Genomic DNA, 16,939 nt, shown 5'->3' on the forward strand with positions numbered 1-16,939 from the left:
GCTATTGGAAAATTTTTTTGTCAATGTCAATAAACTGTCACTACTCAAGAGTAGTGTTTTTCTGTATAATTTGCCCTCAAATTTCAGGCGTTTCGAATTTTCATGTCAGATATCAAAAATCTCCGTAATATCGCAATTATTGCGCACGTCGACCACGGGAAAACCACACTTGTCGATAAACTACTTCAGCAATCTGGTGCTCTCGGTGAACGAGCAGGCGAGATTGAGCGTGTCATGGACTCAAATGCGCTTGAAAGTGAACGTGGTATTACCATTCTTGCAAAGAACACTTCTATTACTTGGTTAGATAAACGTACTGATACAACTTACCGTATCAACATCGTGGATACCCCGGGACACGCCGACTTCGGTGGTGAAGTAGAACGTGTTATGTCGATGGTTGACTGCGTATTACTTTTAGTTGACTCTCAAGAAGGCCCAATGCCACAAACTCGCTTTGTGACACAAAAAGCCTTTGCTCGTGGTTTAAAACCAATTGTTATTATTAACAAAGTTGACAAACCAAGTGCACGTCCAGATTGGGTTATTGATCAAGTATTTGATTTATTTGATAACCTTGGTGCAACTGATGAGCAATTAGATTTCCCAATCGTTTATGCATCAGGTTTACGTGGTGTAGCGGGTCCTGCTCCAGAAGAACTTGCAGAAGACATGACTCCGTTGTTCGAAACGATTGTAGACATCGTTGAACCACCAGCAGTTGACGTTGATGGTCCATTCCAAATGCAGATTTCATCACTTGACTATAACAGCTTCGTAGGTGTTATCGGTGTTGGTCGTATTCAACGTGGTTCAGTAAAATTAAATACTCCTGTTACTGTAATTGACAAAGAAGGCAATACACGTAACGGTCGTATCTTAAAAATCATGGGTTACCATGGTTTAGAGCGTATTGATGTTGAGTCAGCATCTGCTGGTGATATCGTATGTATTACTGGTATCGACGCACTTAACATTTCTGACACGATTTGTGATCCGAAAAATGTTGAAGCATTACCAGCTTTATCTGTAGATGAACCTACAGTATCTATGACTTTCCAAGTAAACAACTCTCCGTTTGCTGGTAAAGAAGGTAAGTTCGTAACTTCACGTAATATCCGTGAACGTCTTGATCGCGAATTAATTCATAACGTAGCTTTACGTGTTGAAGACACTGACAGTCCAGACCGTTTCAAAGTATCTGGCCGTGGTGAACTTCATCTTTCAGTTTTAATTGAAAACATGCGTCGTGAAGGTTTCGAAATGGGCGTATCTCGTCCACAAGTAATCATCAAAGAAATTGATGGTGAAAGACAAGAGCCTTATGAAAACGTAACTTTTGACGTTGAAGAACAGCATCAAGGTGCTGTAATGGAACAAATGGGTCACCGTAAAGGCGAGATGACCAATATGGAAGTTGACGGTAAAGGCCGTATCCGTATTGAAGCAACTGTACCTTCACGTGGTTTGATCGGTTTCCGTTCTGAATTCTTGACCATGACTTCTGGTACAGGGATCATGACTTCAAGCTTCTCGCATTATGGTCCTGTTAAACAAGGTACTGTTGCGAAACGTCAAAACGGTGTATTGATCTCTATGGTTCAAGGTACTTGCTTGGGCTATGCATTGTTCAGTTTACAAGACCGTGGTCGTTTATTCGCTAAACCACAGTTAGAAGTTTACGAAGGTATGATCGTGGGTATTAACTCTCGTTCAGACGATATGGTTGTAAACCCGACTAAAGCGAAACAATTAACTAACGTTCGTGCATCTGGTACAGATGATGCTTTAACTTTAGTACCTGCAATTGAATATACGCTTGAACAAGCGCTTGAATTCATTGAAGACGACGAATTAGTTGAAGTAACACCTAAATCAATCCGTATCCGTAAGCGTTATTTAACTGAAAATGAACGTAAACGTAATCGTGATAAATAATTTTTCTTAATTGAAAAAGAAGAAACCGCTAAATTAATTTAGCGGTTTTTTTAATCGTTATATTTGAAATTAAAGTAAGTTTAAAATCATATTTTTCTTGTAAACGAATATGTTGTTAAAGTGTGAAATAGCTTTCTTTTTTTGATAAAAATATTAAATTATCAATATCATGGCGAGAACTATCTAATTCGATAAGATGCCAATGAAAAAGAAAAATATGACGTGTTTCTGCCCCCGACATCTGGAGATGTTTAGATGAGTATTATTCAAGAATTTAAAGAATTTGCCGTTAAAGGCAATATGATGGATTTAGCCATTGGTGTGATTATTGGTGGTGCTTTTGGCAAAATCGTGGACTCTTTAGTGAAAGATATTATCATGCCACTTATCACTGTAATTACTGGTGGTGGTGTTGATTTTTCACAAAAATTCATTGTATTAGGTGCAAACCCTAATAACTTGCAATCTTTAGATGCTTTGCAAAAAGCAGGTATTAATGTTTTAACTTATGGTAATTTCCTCACCATTTTAATTAACTTTATTATTCTGGCGTGGGTTGTGTTCTTAATGGTGAAATTATTAAATAAACTTCGCCGTAATAAAGAAGAGCCAGAGGCTCCAGCTGCAACTCCAGAAGACATTCAATTGTTGCGTGAAATTCGTGATGAGTTAAAAAAGCAAGCTTAATAAGATTTGAAATAAAAAACGGTGCCTTGAGTACCGTTTTTTATTACTTAGTATTTTATGTTGTACTAAAACTATTGGTAACATTGCCAGTAGAGAGAATTTCAACTCAGCATATTGTAAAAGGTATATAAATTAATGAATCAGCTTTTTGTGTATGGAACATTATGTCCAAATAAAGCAAATGCACATATTCTCGAACAGATTGGGGGAACGTGGACCAAAGCTTCGGTAAGAGGAATCATACATATTTTAGATTGGGGACCAGATCAAGGCTTAAAAGCAATTGTGTTAGATCCTCAGGCGGAGTGGGTAGAAGGCTATCTATTTAGCACAGAAAAACTTGCTGAAAACTGGCAGATGCTTGATGATTTTGAAGGCTTTCAATATGAACGAGTTATAGTAGATGTAATGCTTGAATCAGGGGAAACTGTTAAAGCTTGGACATATCAAATGAATGCTCATGCTAAAAATATTTAAATACAAAAGCTGACTTCACGAACTCAATTTTTCTCTTTTAGATCTAATTTAAAAAATAATATATAGAGGCTCTTGTTTGAGCCTTTTCAAATCACACATAGTCTTCGTTTTCTTTCTAATAATCATTAGTTCTTTTATCCAACCTTGCTTGGAATATAAGTGAGTGTGGAAAACTCACACTTAAAAAGGAATTTTAAATGAAGAAGTCTCCTTGGATTATTGGAACTACGTTTTATGCCATATCGCAAATTACTTTCGCTACTGAAATTGGAGGATATGTACGTACAGGTATAGGAGTTACAGAGAGCGGGGAATTACAAGAATGTTTTCAGCTCACTGGCGCACCTTCAAAATATCGTCTTGGAAATGAATGTGAACAATATGCGGAGCTATTTGCCAAACAGAATCTTCTAAAATTGAATGATAATTCTGAGATTAGTATCAATGGAATGCTTCAATTTTATAATCAGTATGGTCAAAGTTTAAGTTTTAGTGGTGACGATGGCTATACGCGGCTAAATCAAATCTATCTAGATTGGAAAAATATTTCTTATTTAAATGGAGCAAATCTTTGGTTAGGCAGAAGATTTTATAATCGAAATGATATTCATATGTCTGATTTATTTTATTGGAACCAAAGCGGAACAGGGTTCGGGATCGATAATTATAAAATTAATGACCTGTCATTAAGTTATGTTTTTTCTAGAAAAGATAATATATTTCAAAAGAAATATATTAATAGACATGACTTTACCCTAAAAGACATTCAACTAAACGATACAAATAAACTGAATACAGGCTTATCTATTATTGATGCAGATCATACAGGTTGGGCCTTAACATTGCAGAATATAACTTCCGATGTCTTAAATGGTAAGAATACAGTTGCTTTGCAATATGGCGAAGGGACAGGTATGGGGTTAAGTTATACTGGCAACCCTGAGTTGGACCGAGATAATTCTTCTTTAAGATTCATTGAAGTTTTAGATTGGGAATCTGAAAATAAAGTTTTCAATGGACAGGCTCAATTTATATATCAAAAAGATAAATTTAAGAATCAGAATGATAGTGAATGGTTTTCCATAGGCTCCAGAATGGCTTATGTTGTACAAGACCATTTTAAAATATCGACTGAAATTGGCTATGACCGGATAGATAACAATGATCAAAATCGAAGCCTAACAAAATTGACTATTGCACCAACTTGGTCACTAAAAGAGACAGGATATTACGACAGACCTGAACTTCGGTTGTATTACACCTATGCTTTTTGGAACAAGGATGAACAAAATTTGAGAGATCGTTTATATCCTGATAGTGATTTTTATAACACAGGACATGGGTCAAATTTTGGCATGCAACTAGAATATTGGTGGTAAATTTAAAAAATAAAAGAGGTCGGTAATGGCCTCTTTTATTGAGTAACTGGGCTATTGTTTATGAATTTAAATTAACTTGTGAGGGGGCTTATCTTAAGCTACCCATTCTGAATTTAACTTCTAAAAGATGATAGCCAAACTGACTTTTGATCGGACCTTGTAACACACGTTCAGCAGCTGTAAAAACAACTTTGTCGATGACGGGTACCAATTGCCCTTTTTTGATTTCACCAAGTTCACCACCACGTTTTGCCGAATTACAGGTAGAGTATTGCTTGGCAAGTTTGGCAAAGTCAGCGCCACTTTGAAGCTTCTTTTTTAGCTGCTCAGCTAAGTCTTTATCTTTAACTAAAATATGTCGGACAATTGCTGTTTGCATGTTGTCTTCCTCCAAAAAATTAAGGCTTTCTCAGCTTTTTAAGCGGTTGGCACTGTGGGCAAAATACGCTGGCACGCTGACCAAGTTTTAAGTTTTCTAATGTGGTTTCACAGTTAACACACATTTCTCCAGCACGACCATACGCGAGCAATGTTTGCTGAAAATAACCATTTTCTCCCATGGCATTGCTGTAGTCTCGTAATGTCGAGCCACCTAAATCAATTGCCGACTTTAAAATGCGCTTAATCTCGACAACAAGTTTCTCAATTTGTTGCATGCTTAAGTCACCAGCAGGCTGTGCTGGGTGAATACCAACATTAAACAAACTTTCAGTTGCATAAATATTGCCTACACCGACGACTACATGATTATCCATGAGTGCAATTTTTATGCCGACAGATTTATTTTTGAGTTTTGAAGCTAAATATTCTGCATGAAAGTCAGTACTTAAAGGTTCAGGTCCTAAAGTATCTATGAGTTTGCCTTGAGTCTCGGGATTAAGCCAAAGAATACAACCAAAACGGCGAGGGTCATGGTAACGTAATTGCTGATCTTCAAATTGAATAATCAGATGGTCATGCTTTCTCAGTTCGTCATTTGGCTCGGTTAGACGAAAGCTTCCTGACATGCCTAAATGCCAAAGCATTTGATCTTGTTCAAACTCTGCCAAAATATATTTTGAACGTCGATTTAACCCAATGAGACGTTGCCCAACAAGTTTCTGAACATCATCTGGTATAGGCCAGCGTAAGCTAGGATTGCGTACTTCAACACTTAGAACTTTTTGATTCAATAATGGAAATAAACTGGTTTTGGTGGTTTCGACTTCGGGTAACTCAGGCATGCCAACTCGCAGAATTAACAGATATACTGGATTAATCAAGTATAACGTGTGGTATGTAATATTTCAGAGATTACTATGTCAGATATTTTACCATTAAGCTGGTTTCAACGAGAAACCTCAGAAGTAGCTTATGATTTAATCGGCTGCGTATTGTGTAAGCAACAACCTGATGGCCAAGTGATCCGCTGTACAATTAGTGAAACTGAAGCTTATTTGGGCGTTCGTGATAAAGCTTGCCATAGTTACAATAACAAACGCACCGCTCGAACAGAGGTAATGTATTGCCCTGGTGGCACAATTTACGTCTATTTAATTTATGGCATGTATGAAATGCTCAATCTTATTACTCAGACAGAAGGTGTGCCTGAAGGGGTAATGATTCGTTCTGCATTTTTAAATGGTGCTTCAACCAAAAAAGAATATAAGCTTTTAGCTGGGCCCGGCAAATTGACACGCTATTTAGGGATTGATCGATCTTTAAAGGGACAAATCTTGGGAGAGGAGTCTGGACTGTGGGTTGAAGCAGCATCAACGCAACCAGAAGTTGTTTTAACACCACGGATTGGAATTGATTATGCCGAAGAAGCAAAACATTGGCCTGAACGATATTGCTGGAAAGATCATCCATCTTTGAGTCGATAATTTTAATCTGGAAATCAGTTTTTAGATATCGAGGAAGAGTGTTCCAGATTTACAACAATGCAGATCGAATTCAATATCCAGACAAGACACCGCTTTTTGTTATCATAACTACAATATAAATAAAGGAAATAAGCATGTCCTTATTACGCTTAGACCGACTTCATTACTGTATTTTGATGAGTATGGGCTGTATTTCTAGCCCACTTGTTTGGGCAGAAGATTTAACACAAGACGTAACTGTATTGCCAACATTACATGTGGAAGCAACTCGTACAGATACAACCTATTTACAGACACCAGCTTCGGTTTTCCGGATAGATGCACCTCAAGTCGATACTTCTTCACAAGTAAATTTAACCGAAGTTGTAAAGGGTATACCGAGTTTACAGCTTCGCAATCGTGAAAATTATGCACAAGATTTACAGTTATCTATGCGTGGTTTTGGTGCACGTTCTACTTTTGGTGTTCGAGGCATTCGCCTATATGTGGACGGTATTCCTGCAACAATGCCGGATGGACAAGGCCAAACGTCTAATATCGATTTAAGTAGTCTGGACCATGTCGAAGTTCTAACAGGACCTTTTTCTTCACTTTATGGAAACTCATCGGGTGGGACAATTTTAACTTCTACTAAAGAAGGGCAAGGCAAAGATTCAATTGAGCTGAGCTATTCGGGAGGCAGTCACGATAAAAGCCGAGCAGGGCTCGTGCTACAAGGTGGAGCAAAGGGTGCGAATGAACCAAGCTATGTTATTAGTTCATCGTATTTCGATACTGATGGTTACCGAGAACATAGCGGTGCAGAAAAAGTACTAAATAATGCAAAGCTCAGTTGGGATCTTGATGATGGTAGCAAAATCAACTGGATAACCAACTATGTCAAAATTCATGCAGACGACCCGCAGGGTTTAACGCATGACCAGTGGAATGCTAATCCAAAGCAACAAGTTCCATTTTTAAAGCAATTTAATGTCCGTAAAGATATTGAACAAACTCAAACGGGGGTGACATGGTCTAAACCGATTAATGATAAAAATGAACTCTATGCCATGGTATATTTAGGTAATCGCCAAGTTACTCAATATCAATCTATACCTAAATCAACACAAGATGCCAGCATCAATCATGCAGGCGGGGTGATTGATTTTGAACGTGATTATTATGGCGCTGACTTCCGTTGGACGGGCAAAGAGTTACTTCCTAATACCACGCTAAGTGTCGGTGTTGCACTCGATGCAATGGATGAAGATCGTAAAGGTTTTGAAAACTTTAATTTAGTAAACGGACAGCCTTCTTATGGTGTCAAAGGTAATTTGCGCCGTGATGAAGATAATACTTTGTGGAATATCGATCCCTATTTACAAGCGTCATGGCAGTTCTTACCAGCGTGGCGTTTAGATACAGGCGTACGCTATAGCAATGTCCATTACAAATCTAAAGATAACTATTTAAGTAATGGCGACGATAGTGGTAAGACTGATTACAGTAAAGTTTTGCCTTCGGCTGCTTTAAGCTGGCAAATTTTACCTGAACTCATGGCCTATGTGAGTTATGCCAAAGGATTTGAAACGCCAACTTTTACTGAAATGGCATATCGTCCAGATGGAGAAAGTGGTTTTAATTTTGATTTAACAGCATCTACAAGCGATACCTATGAAACAGGCTTAAAGTCACAAAATCAATTCGGTGATTTCACTTTGGCGGTTTTCCAAACTAAAACCAAAGATGACATCGTTTCAGCAGGAAACTCAAATGGCCGATCAAGCTTTCGTAATGCAGATAAAACCTTACGTGAGGGCGTAGAGTTTGCATGGAATAAAAAGTTGTGGCGAGATTTAACAGCGACTGCTAGCTATACATATTTAGATGCAACTTTTGATGCTGATATTCCAGCTTTAGGAAGTATTGCTCAAATCCCATCAGGCAATGCTATTCCTGGAATTGCTAAAAACCAAGCTTATGCTTCTTTAGCTTGGCAGCCATCACACGGTCTATATGGCGGTGTAGATGTACAGTATATGGATAAAGTATACGTGAATGATACCAACAGTGACGCAGCACCAAGCTACAGTGTAACCTCAGCTAATGTGGGTTATGCCTGGGTAATGGGTGACTGGAAAGTGAATAGCTTTGCCCGTGTAGATAACCTATTTGATAAAAACTATGCAGGTTCAGTGATCGTAAATGATGGTAATGGACGTTACTTTGAACCAGCGGATGGACGTAACTGGAGTGCAGGTTTACGTGTAATTAAGCAATTCTAGGAATTAAAAATGGCAAAATTATTTGAAACGGTTAACTTTGGTTCACTACAACTGGTCAATAGAATTGTAATTGCTCCGATGTGCCAGTATTCGGCAACAGATGACGGTGAAATTACCTATTGGCATGAACAGCAATGGGCAAATTATGCATTGTCTGGTGCGGGCCTTTGTATTGTAGAGGCGACTGCTGTACAACCTGAAGGTCGGATTAGCTATGCTGATCTTGGGCTTTGGAATGATCAGCAACGTGACCAAATCAAAGCGTTGTTAGCTAAGGTTCATACACTTTCACCGATGCCATTTGGAATTCAGTTAGCTCATGCAGGGCGTAAAGCATCTACTGAAAAACCGTGGTTAGGTAAAGGTCAGATTGCAAAAAATCAGCCTCATGGTTGGCAAACGGTTGCTCCAAGTGAAAGTACCTTTTCTGTTCATGATGCAGCGCCCCATGCTTTGACTATTGCTGAGATTAAACAAGTTCAGCAAGACTTTGCAGCGGCTGCAAAACGTGCTGTAGAAGCTGGGTTTAAGTTGATTGAAGTTCATGCTGCGCATGGTTATTTACTACATCAATTCTTATCGCCAATTGCCAATCAGCGTACTGATGAATATGGCGGTTCTTTAGAAAACCGTATGCGTATGACTCTTGAGGTTCTTCAGGCAATTAAACTCGCTGTACCAGAAGGTTATCCTGTTGGTGTTAGACTGTCTGCAACCGATTGGTTAGAGAGTATCGAGCACTGGGATGTTGAATCTACGGTTGGTTTATCAAAAGCTTTAGAGCAATTGGGCGCAGCCTATGTGCATGTGTCTAGTGGTGGTTTGCACGAGCATCAATCTATTACGATTGGGGCTGGTTACCAAGTTCCATTTGCTGAACAAGTTAAAAAGCATGTGTCTATTCCGGTCATTGCTGTAGGGCTAATTACTGAGCCAGAACATGCTGAACAAATTTTGGAAAACCAGCAAGCTGATGCTATTGGTCTTGCTCGTGCAATGTTATATGACCCAAGATGGCCTTGGCATGCAGCAGCGGCTTTAGGGGCAGAAGTTAAAATTGCGCCTCAGTATTTACGTTGCCAACCACATGGATTAAAGCAGCTTTTTAACTCTTTTTAATTGTATTGGGCAAAGTCATCTTTGCCCATTTTTCTTTCGCTAAGTGAGGACGGTCAGTGGTTTTTCAGGTTATTTTACCTATCTTGATATTGCTATTGATGGGCTATGTTTGTGTCCTCATCAAATTGGTAACACCTGAACAGATCAGGGCTCTTAGCGCATTCGTAATTAAAATTTCCTTACCAGCTTTTTTAATTCACTCATTAGCAAATAAAAACTTACAAGACATTTGGCACCCAGCTTATTTTCTTGCTTATGGTGGCGGGTCTTTAATTTTATTTTTCTTTGCTTTTATTCTCTATAGAAAATATTTTAAAAATAGCTTAACCCATAGCGCCGTCATATCGATGGGGGCATCTATGTCGAATACTGGATTTATGGGAACAGCTATTCTAACCATGTTGATAGGTAATCACGCTGCGATCTATATTTCTTTAACACTCATCATTGAGAATTTATTGATTGTGGCGCTGATGCTCATTTTGGCCGAAGCTGGTTTACATCAACAACAAAATCTTTTACCGCTTTTAAAACAGACATTTTTAAACTTACTCAAGAATCCTGTCATTATCGCGATTTTGGTTGGGATGGGGTGCATTCTTTTAGATGTTAACCTTCCTGCGACGCTTGATCAGTCTCTAGAGTTACTTGGGCGTACAGCTTCGCCTTTGGCCTTGTTTGCAATTGGCGGAAGTTTAGTAGGTATTGGAATAACAACGATAAATATAGAAAGCGTTTTGTTAGCGACATTTAAAGTTGTGCTAATGCCATCTGTTATTTTTGCACTTTTTTTAATAACCCCAAATGTAAGCCGTGAAATGCTTTACGCAGGAACATTAATCGCTGCTTTACCAATGCCGATTGCTTTTGGAATTTTTGGACAAGCCTATGGCTTAAATGAAAAAGCGTTAACACCGCTTATGATTAGTACAATTGTTGGTTTTATTGGGGTGAGCTGTCTTATTGCTCTGTGGTGGTAAAAGAAAAGCCCCATAAGGGGCTCATCATTTATTATTTTTTCGGTGCTGGCTGTGCGGGAGCATTTGCAGCCTGTTTGCTCTTTTCTGCAATAATCTTATCAACCGAAGCTAACGATTCTTTAGCGTTAGGCACATTTTGATTGGCAAGTTCAGTAAAGATCTTTTTAGCCTGCGGTAGGTTTTGCGGAATGATATTGCCATTCGCCATCATGGTTGCTAAAGCCATCGACGCAGGCGCATAACCTTTTTGCGCAATTGACTGTAAAGCTTCGATACCTTGGCGTTTCATTAAAGGATTTTTATTTTCAACCCCTTGGCTAATGTCATAGAGTGCTTTGACCTGAATAGCAGGGTAGTTACCTTTTCGAATTAAAGGTGCCAATTTTTGAAGGGCAATTTGATGTGACTGCGGTTTTTTCTGTGCAAATAAAATTGTCGCAATTTTCACAGTTGCATCATCAGAACCTTGAGCCGATGCCTTTTGAATATATTGACTGAATTTGTTGCTGTCTTTGGCAACCCCTAATTCACCAGTCTCATAAATTTGTGCAAGCGTGTAACTCGCTTGAGCATAACCTTTATTAGAGGCATCTTCATAATATTTAATAGCTTTAGAAGAATCTTTTGCTGTACCTTGGCCCATTTGAGTCATATAGCCTAAGTTATAGATGGCTTGGGCATTACCTGATTGAGATAAGCGTTGCATTTCCTGAAATGCAGCAGAATAATTTTTTGCTGCGTAGAGTTGTTCAGCTTGTTTGAAAACATCGGTTTTAGCAGCAGTCGCTGTGTTATCAGCTGCAAAAATTGATGCACTTGAAAGGGTGATTAGGCTTGCGATTAGTAATTTCTTCATTTCTTTTTAACCTTTTACTTCGTAGCTACATCATTCCATTGATGCATGAAAGAGTCTCAATTTCTCATCATAAATATTGATTGATGAAAGTAAACAGCCGATTTGTATATAAAGCACTGCACTTTGGGCAAATTGTGGAGAAAAAATACCCACTCACATTCATATAACGGAGTGGGTAATATTGTTATTTTGCAGTCTGGAGTAATGCTTCAATTTGTTTGGCATCACTTGGTACACCAGAGAGTCTTTGGCCATCTTGCAAGAACAGGGTAGGTGTTCCATCAATATTTAATTTTTGACCTAAAGCGATATTTTTCTGAATTGGGCTTGAGCAACTTTTGCTATTAGTCGGCAATTTGCGATTAAGCATATAGTTTGTCCAAGCTTCTGCCGGATTTTTTGAACACCAGATTTGATTTGAAACTTTTTCAGCATTTGGATGCAAACTAGTAAGAGGATAAAGGAACACATATACGGTTACGTTATCAACCCCAACCATATTTTGTTCTAGGCGCTGGCAATATGGGCAATCTGGGTCACTAAAGACATAGAGCGTACGTTCGCCTTTACCTTTTACATATTTAATCGCCTGATTTAATGGCAAACTTTTAACGTCAATCTTGCCCAATTCGGCAATACGTTCTTCAGTCATGTTTTTTTGTTGTTTGATGTCGACTAAATTACCAACAAAAAAGTACTTCGCATCTTGATTAGTATAAACAATGCGGCCGCTTGTATAGACTTCATAAATGCCCTGTACAGGCGATTGATAAACACCTTTTACAGGCAAATCGGGATAATTCGTCTTAAGATTTTGTTCAAGTGTTTTAACATCAGCATGAGCAGAACCGAAAATAGCCAGACTCAACATGAGTGTAGCAAGTTTAGTTTTCATCTTTTTTCTCTTTAATTTCAATAGGGCTAATGATGGCATATAAAGCTTAAAAAATTGACGTTCTAATCTAATGAAATCATTAGTGTTTTGTATCTATAAAAAAGCCCACTAACTTAGCAGTGGGCAGTTTGAACTAATAAAAGTTATTATTGTGGTCTTGCTACGTCGCCACTTAAAGCTTCTGGTAACTCAAGAACTTGAATCCCTAACTCTTGAAGAGCAGCAGGTTTAGCTACAACTAAAGCAAGATAGCCTTCATCATTTGCAATACTATTGACGACTTCAACATCATTATTTAATTGAGTTGCTGAAGCAGGCGCTTCACCTGTACCCTGAACCAGATGTAACCAGTGTTTTGGTTTTGCTTTAAACCAAAGACGCGCCACAATTTCCTGACCTAGGTAACAGCCTTTGTCGTAATTGACGCCTTCACGTTGATGTAAACGTAATTCCTGTGGTTGGAATTCATGTTCAGTAGCCTGTGTAATCCAAGCTTGACCAGTCATAATGGCTTGTTTTTGCCATTCGGAAATATCAGTTTCAGCAGTAGTGAATTCAGTTTGATGATCCTCAACTTTTGGGAACACAGTGCCTTGTTCACTTAAGGTCATTTTTGAAAAGGCACCATACTTTTTAATATGCTTGGCAAACTCTTCAGCTTGATCTTGAGTAACTACAATTTCAAAACTTTCAGGATTCATCTTCTTTAGCCATAAGCCAAAGTGAATACGGCCTTTAAGATCACAAATCGCTGTATAGCGAGTTTCATTTTCAGCTAAACGTTCAGTATCTACAGTAACTTGGCCTTGTAAAAACTTTTGTGCATCTACACCGTTTAAAGCATATGAGGAGAAAGCGAGCAGACTCATGATTAATCTCAAATTCAATATGTTTCTTTATGATTGCTGACTATTTTGCTCCATTTTTACTAAAAAATCAGCCATAGTTTTCGTAATTTGAGTTTGTCCTGAAGCTGGCTTTTTTGTTTAAAAAAACACCAAAAATATACGTTCGGATAAATCGGAAGGTTTAAGCTAATAGCCATAATTTCAATAATTTTAAGGAAATTAAAATAAGGAGAATATGATGGCAACAGGAACAGTGAAATTTCATCGCGTGTTTAAGGCTCCAGCCGAGCGAGTTTACCGTGCATTTTTAGATCCAGATGCTTTAGTCAAGTGGTTACCGCCCCATGGTTTTACTGCGAAAGTTCATAGTTTTGATGCAAATGTTGGTGGCTCATACAAAATGAGTTTTACCAATTTTTCAACAGGTTCAACCCATGCTTTTGGCGGAACATATGTGGAATTAGTTCCAAATGAACTAATTCGCTACAACGATCAATTCGATGACCCAAATTTACCTGGGACTATGCAGGTTACTATTACATTAAAAAGCGTATTGGTAGGTACAGAAGTGCATATTACGCAAGAAGGAATACCGGAAGTTATTCCTGTAGAAGCTTGTTATTTAGGGTGGCAAGAATCCCTATCTTTGCTTACCTTATTGATTGAAGCTGAAATTCCAGATCAATAAAGTCACTCTACTTTCTTATAAAAGAGTAGGTCGTATGACCTACTCTTAACATAGTTCAAATTGGTTTTGTTGTTCCAATAGCTTAACTATGGCTGAAAAATCAACTTGTTGTGCATCGGGTTTGGAAACCTGATTAAACTGTTGCTGAATAAGATTAAAAGCTGGGAGTTCCAAATTATTTTGAGTAACGAGATTTAGTGCAATTCCAATATCCTTTTGTAATAAATCTAATGCAAAAGTTTTTTCAAATTTGCGGTTTAAAACGCGTTGCATCATGATGTGTTCTGAAACATTACTTTTGCCGCTAGAGTGGTTAATGCAGTTCATTGCGGAGTGTAAATTTACGCCTTGGGATTTAAGGATACTTAATCCCTCTGCCAACGCCCAAAGATGTGTTGCCATTAACGTATTATTAATGGCCTTTACTGCAAAGGCAGCACCACTTTCGCCGACATATTCAACTAAATTAGCAAAGGCTTGAATGATTGGTTTTGCTCTTTTAAAAGCAGACTCGTTACCTCCGACCATTACCGTGAGAGTTCCTCGTTCAGCCCCAATCGTTTGTCCTGAAACTGGTGCATCTAAATAATCAACTCCACTTAATTTGAGCTGTTGGCTGAGTTTTCTTGCAGTCTCTGGCACACCGCTAGTGCAATCCACCCAAATACAGCCTTGTTTTAGTTGAGAATTCGCAATTAAATTTTCTACATCTTGGCTAGTCGGTAGGCATGAAAAGATAATATCTGCTTGTAGAGCTTGTGTCAGGTCTACAGCCTCCGTACCAAAGGTTTGTTCATGTTGCTTTGCTTTAGCAAAAGTACGATTCCAAACATAGACTTGGCTACATACTTGGGTTAAATGGGAAGCCATGTGCCATCCCATTGCACCTAAACCGATAAATGAAACACTTTGAATCAAGGAGTTTCTCCAGAATTAGAGATGTGGGACAGAATTAAGCGGTTCTACTGATTTTTCAATAGATTGACTTTCAGATTTTTCCGTTCTGTTGAGTAATAGGTTAAGCACAATTGCTGCAAGTGTCGCAGTTCCAATACCCCCTAGGTCAAATGGCCCAATATGTAGGCTTAAATTACCAGCACCCATAATCAGGCTGACTGCTGCAATAATTAAAGTACTATTTTTGGTGAAATCAACTTTGTTATCGATCCAAATTTTTGCTCCAGCCACAGTAATTAAACCAAAGACAACAATGGATGCACCGCCTAATAAAGCGACAGGGATGGTACTAATGATTGCTCCAAATTTAGGAGATAGACCGAGTAGAATTGCAAATAGTCCCGCAACCACAAAAATAGTCGTTGAATAGACTTTAGTTACAGCCATTACTCCAATATTTTCAGCATAAGTCGTCATGCCTGTACCACCAACAGAAGCTGATAAACTTGTACAGATACCATCTGCAAAAAAAGCACGCCCCATATATGGCGATAAATTACGTTCTGTCATGGCAGAAACCGCTTTAAAATGTCCCAAGTTTTCAGCGACTAAAATAAGCGCAACAGGTGCAATCAATAAAATAGCTTTGGCATTAAAAACAGGTGAGTGAAAAGTGGGTAGGCCAAACCATGCAGCTTGACTGATTGCATTAAAATCGATGGGTTTGCCTAACCCTAAGATATTGGTGAGTAGAAAATAAATAAAATAAGCACTGATGAGCCCGATGAGTAATAGAAGGCGGCGAATCATACCTCTTGTAAAAACAGCAACAGCACTAATGCATAAAATGGTAATGACAGCCATCCACGTGTCAAAGCTATTTGTCGAAACGCTTTTAATTGTTACAGGTGCAAGGTTTAAACCAATAATCATGACAATTGCACCAGTGACCACGGGTGGCATGAGTTTTTCAATCCATGCAGTTCCAGTTTTCATCACAATTAAACCGATGCATGCATAAACCAAACCGCAAATGATTGTACCGCCAAGCGCCACAGCTAAATTGGGATTTGATCCAACCCCTGCATAGCCTGTGGCGGCAGCGACTGCGCCAATAAACGCGAAGCTTGATCCGAGATAGCTAGGCATACGCCCACCTGTAATTAAAAAGAACAAGATGGTGCCAATACCAGTAATAAAAATGGTGAGGTTCGGATCAAAGCCCATGAGTAACGGAGCTAAAACAGTTGCTCCGAACATAGCAAAAGCATGTTGTAACCCCAAAACAATACTTTTACCGGGAGGGAGATATTCATCAATTTGTACGGGAGTTTCTAAATTACCTGTGTGCGGCTTAAATTTAGGAAACCAAGATTCTTTTGTTCGCATAACAGATCCTCTTTTTCATTTTTATCTGCATTAGCATGCAGTTTGTAATTCGCAATAACTGCGGTTGAAGTACATAAGTGCATTAAGTCCACTTTGGTGTTTCATTGCTTTGACTGCACAAAACAAGACGTCATGACTACCGATACTCATGCTTTGTACAATTTCACAATCAAATGACACCAAGGCCTCATTCAAAATCGGAGAACCAGTGAGTAGCTTGCTCCATTCCCCATGAGCAAAGCGTTCTGGCATTGGTGTTTTTCCGCCGAATATTGTAGATAGCGTACTTTGATGGGCAGCTAAAGTATTGACACAAAGCACCTCGTTTTGTTTAAAAGTATTAAACACAGATGCTGAGCGATTGAGACAAACCAATAGTGTCGGTGGTGTATCGGTTACGCTACATACAGCGGAGGCTGTAAAGCCAGCCTGTCCCGCAGGTCCATCTGTCGTGATGACATTCACTGCTGCTCCAAGATTTGCCATGCCTTGTCTAAAAGTATGCTGATCTACTTCTAAGTGTGTTGAGCATGTTTGAGCCTGCTGAATAGCAGATGGAGTTAAAACCTGTTTCTCTTCTCTTTTTTGCATGATTGCTCTCCAACCCCAATGCATGATCATTACAATGAATCGAGGCTAAAACATCACATCAGTTAT

18 protein-coding genes are annotated in these 16,939 nt (G+C 38.7%); 9 read left to right on the plus strand and 9 right to left on the minus strand.

Features of this window, described 5'->3' with window-relative positions; translation table 11 throughout:
• The first annotated feature begins 102 nt into the window (after positions 1-102).
• From typA to ACTJJG_RS07430, 4 genes are all read left to right on the plus strand, one after another.
• A complete protein-coding gene (typA, locus tag ACTJJG_RS07415) occupies positions 103-1,938 on the plus strand; it encodes a translational GTPase TypA (protein WP_002116501.1) in 1,836 nt (611 codons plus the stop codon).
• Positions 1,939-2,193: 255 nt separating this feature from the next.
• Complete coding sequence (gene mscL, locus ACTJJG_RS07420) at positions 2,194-2,625, plus strand: large conductance mechanosensitive channel protein MscL (RefSeq protein ID WP_002116334.1); 432 nt, start codon at positions 2,194-2,196, stop codon at positions 2,623-2,625.
• A 135-nt stretch (positions 2,626-2,760) separates the two neighbouring features.
• On the plus strand, positions 2,761-3,102 hold the full coding sequence (locus tag ACTJJG_RS07425; RefSeq protein WP_032036936.1) for a gamma-glutamylcyclotransferase family protein: 342 nt from the start codon (positions 2,761-2,763) through the stop codon (positions 3,100-3,102).
• 197 nt (positions 3,103-3,299) lie between these two features.
• The gene (locus ACTJJG_RS07430) at positions 3,300-4,481 is read left to right on the plus strand and encodes a maltoporin (RefSeq protein ID WP_032056690.1); all 1,182 of its coding nucleotides are present in this window, start codon (positions 3,300-3,302) and stop codon (positions 4,479-4,481) included.
• Between the two features lie 88 nt (positions 4,482-4,569).
• On the opposite strand, the gene ACTJJG_RS07435 is transcribed toward ACTJJG_RS07430, so the two are convergent.
• Entirely contained in the window at positions 4,570-4,860 is a 291-nt protein-coding gene (locus ACTJJG_RS07435; protein WP_032056689.1) for a peptidylprolyl isomerase, read from the minus strand.
• A gap of 19 nt (positions 4,861-4,879) precedes the next feature.
• On the minus strand, positions 4,880-5,704 hold the full coding sequence (mutM, locus tag ACTJJG_RS07440; RefSeq protein ID WP_032056688.1) for a bifunctional DNA-formamidopyrimidine glycosylase/DNA-(apurinic or apyrimidinic site) lyase: 825 nt from the start codon (positions 5,702-5,704) through the stop codon (positions 4,880-4,882).
• Between the two features lie 75 nt (positions 5,705-5,779).
• Here mutM and ACTJJG_RS07445 point away from each other — a divergent pair, with 75 nt between their 5' ends.
• From ACTJJG_RS07445 to ACTJJG_RS07460, 4 genes are all read left to right on the plus strand, one after another.
• Complete coding sequence (locus ACTJJG_RS07445) at positions 5,780-6,346, plus strand: DNA-3-methyladenine glycosylase (protein WP_032056687.1); 567 nt, start codon at positions 5,780-5,782, stop codon at positions 6,344-6,346.
• Between the two features lie 134 nt (positions 6,347-6,480).
• Positions 6,481-8,610, plus strand: a complete 2,130-nt coding sequence (locus tag ACTJJG_RS07450) for a TonB-dependent receptor family protein (protein ID WP_032056686.1) — start codon at positions 6,481-6,483, stop codon at positions 8,608-8,610.
• A 9-nt stretch (positions 8,611-8,619) separates the two neighbouring features.
• The gene (locus tag ACTJJG_RS07455; protein ID WP_032056685.1) at positions 8,620-9,729 is read left to right on the plus strand and encodes an NADH:flavin oxidoreductase/NADH oxidase; all 1,110 of its coding nucleotides are present in this window, start codon (positions 8,620-8,622) and stop codon (positions 9,727-9,729) included.
• Positions 9,730-9,785: 56 nt separating this feature from the next.
• On the plus strand, positions 9,786-10,709 hold the full coding sequence (locus tag ACTJJG_RS07460) for an AEC family transporter (RefSeq protein ID WP_032056684.1): 924 nt from the start codon (positions 9,786-9,788) through the stop codon (positions 10,707-10,709).
• A gap of 31 nt (positions 10,710-10,740) precedes the next feature.
• On the opposite strand, the gene ACTJJG_RS07465 is transcribed toward ACTJJG_RS07460, so the two are convergent.
• The 4 genes from ACTJJG_RS07465 to ACTJJG_RS07480 all read right to left on the minus strand — a co-directional run bounded on the left by ACTJJG_RS07465 (position 10,741) and on the right by ACTJJG_RS07480 (position 13,505).
• A complete protein-coding gene (locus ACTJJG_RS07465; RefSeq protein WP_032056683.1) occupies positions 10,741-11,565 on the minus strand; it encodes a tetratricopeptide repeat protein in 825 nt (274 codons plus the stop codon).
• A 184-nt stretch (positions 11,566-11,749) separates the two neighbouring features.
• Entirely contained in the window at positions 11,750-12,460 is a 711-nt protein-coding gene (locus tag ACTJJG_RS07470; RefSeq protein ID WP_014207575.1) for a DsbC family protein, read from the minus strand.
• A 146-nt stretch (positions 12,461-12,606) separates the two neighbouring features.
• Positions 12,607-13,329 (minus strand): CAF17-like 4Fe-4S cluster assembly/insertion protein YgfZ, encoded by a 723-nt coding sequence (ygfZ, locus tag ACTJJG_RS07475; RefSeq protein ID WP_032062561.1) that lies wholly within the window; start codon positions 13,327-13,329, stop codon positions 12,607-12,609.
• Positions 13,330-13,388: 59 nt separating this feature from the next.
• Positions 13,389-13,505 carry a hypothetical protein gene (locus tag ACTJJG_RS07480; RefSeq protein ID WP_002116161.1) on the minus strand — a complete coding sequence of 39 codons (117 nt, stop codon included), beginning with the start codon at positions 13,503-13,505 and terminating at the stop codon, positions 13,389-13,391.
• A 38-nt stretch (positions 13,506-13,543) separates the two neighbouring features.
• On the opposite strand from ACTJJG_RS07480, the gene ACTJJG_RS07485 reads away from it, so the two are divergent.
• On the plus strand, positions 13,544-13,996 hold the full coding sequence (locus tag ACTJJG_RS07485; protein WP_014207573.1) for an SRPBCC family protein: 453 nt from the start codon (positions 13,544-13,546) through the stop codon (positions 13,994-13,996).
• Positions 13,997-14,041: 45 nt separating this feature from the next.
• On the opposite strand, the gene ACTJJG_RS07490 is transcribed toward ACTJJG_RS07485, so the two are convergent.
• Genes ACTJJG_RS07490 through rutF form a run of 3 tightly spaced genes read right to left on the minus strand, consistent with a single transcriptional unit; the run spans position 14,042 to position 16,903 of the window.
• Positions 14,042-14,914, minus strand: coding sequence for an NAD(P)-dependent oxidoreductase (locus ACTJJG_RS07490; RefSeq protein WP_080776809.1), 873 nt, complete (start codon positions 14,912-14,914; stop codon positions 14,042-14,044).
• A gap of 15 nt (positions 14,915-14,929) precedes the next feature.
• A complete protein-coding gene (gene rutG / locus ACTJJG_RS07495; RefSeq protein WP_032056680.1) occupies positions 14,930-16,282 on the minus strand; it encodes a pyrimidine utilization transport protein G in 1,353 nt (450 codons plus the stop codon).
• A gap of 30 nt (positions 16,283-16,312) precedes the next feature.
• The gene (rutF, locus tag ACTJJG_RS07500) at positions 16,313-16,903 is read right to left on the minus strand and encodes an NADH-dependent FMN reductase RutF (RefSeq protein ID WP_078210294.1); all 591 of its coding nucleotides are present in this window, start codon (positions 16,901-16,903) and stop codon (positions 16,313-16,315) included.
• Positions 16,904-16,939 lie beyond the last annotated feature (36 nt).

It is taken from the genome of Acinetobacter sp. 22512 (genome assembly GCF_052044755.1).
GTDB classification, from domain to species: domain Bacteria; phylum Pseudomonadota; class Gammaproteobacteria; order Pseudomonadales; family Moraxellaceae; genus Acinetobacter; species Acinetobacter pittii.